The sequence below is a fragment of the Rhodoferax ferrireducens genome (genome assembly GCF_003347515.1).
GTDB lineage: Bacteria > Pseudomonadota > Gammaproteobacteria > Burkholderiales > Burkholderiaceae_C > Rhodoferax.
Window position 1 is genome coordinate 1 of sequence record NZ_QEII01000118.1, and the last position, 1,782, is coordinate 1,782.

Sequence of the window (1,782 nt, forward strand, 5' to 3'; positions counted from 1 at the left end):
TGTGGGCCGCACCAACCCTGCGCTTCTTCCTTGACAGCCAGTCCCTCGCTGGCCCGGTTTTTCGCGGGCGATGAACTCAGGAAAGACGGCGGCAAACAGGGACCGGCCCAGGTCTCTGCGCCGAACCCACCAAAGCCACAACGGGCTCCGAATCTTGGAATCCGGTCAGCTTTGAAACCACAGCTTCAATCACTGGAGAAAGACCATGCAACTTAGTTCCCGTTTCGCTTCCCGCTCCCCTGTGCTGCGCGCCGATCATCCGCTGTCAGATGAGCAAATCCGCACCGTGGCCCCGTCCATCTTTGCCGAGGACAAGCACGAAAGCCGCTCTGACCGTTACCGCTACATAGCGACCGGCGCGGTGTTGTCCGAATTGCGCAAGGAAGGATTCCAGCCGTTTATGGTGTGCCAGACCCGTGTGCGTGATGAAGGCAAACGCGAGCACACCAAGCACATGGTGCGGCTGCGCCATGCCGACCAGATCAATGGCGCGGAGGCCAACGAAATCATTTTGCTGAACTCGCACGATGGCACCAGCAGCTATCAAATGTTGGCAGGCATGTTCCGCTTCGTCTGCAAAAACGGCTTGGTGTGCGGCGACACCGTGGCCGATCTGCGCATCCCGCACAAAGGCGATGTGGTCGGGCAAGTGATCGAGGGCGCATATGACGTGCTGGATGGTTTCGATCTGGTGCGCGAACGCCGCGACGAGATGCGCGACATCACACTGGACCGGGGCGAGGCCGAAGTGTTTGCCCATGCAGCGCTTTCCCTCAAGTACGACGACCCGGCCACGCCCGCGCCCATCACCGAATCGCAGCTATTGATGCCGCGTCGCCGCGATGACGACCGGCCCGACTTGTGGAGCGCCTATAACCGCGTGCAGGAGAATTTGACGCAGGGCGGGCTGCATGGACGTACCGCCACCGGACGCAGGCATAGCACCCGGCCCATTCAAGGCATTGACCAGAACGTCAAGATCAACCGGGCTTTGTGGATGCTGGCCGAAGGCATGAAGCGGCTCAAGGCTTGACCGGCTGAATCAGCGAGGGGGCGTAATGCTCCCTCGACAATGAAGGCACACAGCACTGCGGAGGGCGACCATGCCAGCCAGGCCGCCGCGCGCCCATCCGTTCCGTCTGGGCGCGCGGCGGCGGCGGTCGCTACGCGACCGCTCGATGGCTGTAGGTATTCGCCATCGCTGGCATGGAGAACCAACCAACAGGTGCCAGATGCTTCGCATTTGGGTAGTTCGGCGTTCCTGTCTGAATTGTCTTTGCGTCTCCCGGCATCGCCGGGCCGCGCTGTCGTGCATGGCATCGAGCCGCCATAGCGGCTCGCCCATCTCGGGCTTCCATCGTTCCCTTCCTGCGGTCGGCTGACGCCTGCGCGCTGCGCTTGCCCTCCAGGGGATCGGCTGGACAACCCATCCCCGCCGCACTCTGTTTAGCGCCCCCTGCAATGCCGCCGAACAGGTTGCACCTGATCGGCCAACCGGCATCCATCTAGGCGTGCCTTCGGCACGCAGGGGCGCTCGCCGCGCGGCGTTGGTTTCAGCGCATTCCCTGGCCCATCGGCCGCTGTTCGTCTTTCCCCAAGTCCATCGCTTTCTCCCGCGACCGTAGCCCGCAGTGCCAGGCCGTCAAGGCGCGCAAGGCCGAGTCCTCGCTGTGCTGTGGGCCGCACCAACCCTGCGCTTCTTCCTTGACAGCCAGTCCCTCGCTGGCCCGGTTTTTCGCGGGCGATGAACTCAGGAAAGACGGCGGCAAACAGGGACCGGCC

1 protein-coding gene and 1 pseudogene are annotated in these 1,782 nt (G+C 63.2%); one reads left to right on the forward strand and one right to left on the reverse strand.

From position 1 onward, the window contains the following. Positions 1 to 205: 205 nt before the first annotated feature. Positions 206 to 1,033, forward strand: coding sequence for a DUF932 domain-containing protein (locus tag C5P05_RS00510; protein WP_114967987.1), 828 nt, complete (start codon positions 206 to 208; stop codon positions 1,031 to 1,033). A 520-nt stretch (positions 1,034 to 1,553) separates the two neighbouring features. Here C5P05_RS00510 and C5P05_RS00515 read toward each other — a convergent pair. Beyond that, positions 1,554 to 1,782 (reverse strand): annotated as a pseudogene (locus C5P05_RS00515) (hypothetical protein); the annotation flags it as partial.

Excerpts from the sequence above, each read along its gene's own strand:
- C5P05_RS00510 (WP_114967987.1), top strand. The coding sequence starts at position 206 with ATGCAACTTAGTTCCCGTTTCGCTTCCCGCTCCCCTGTGCTGCGCGCC.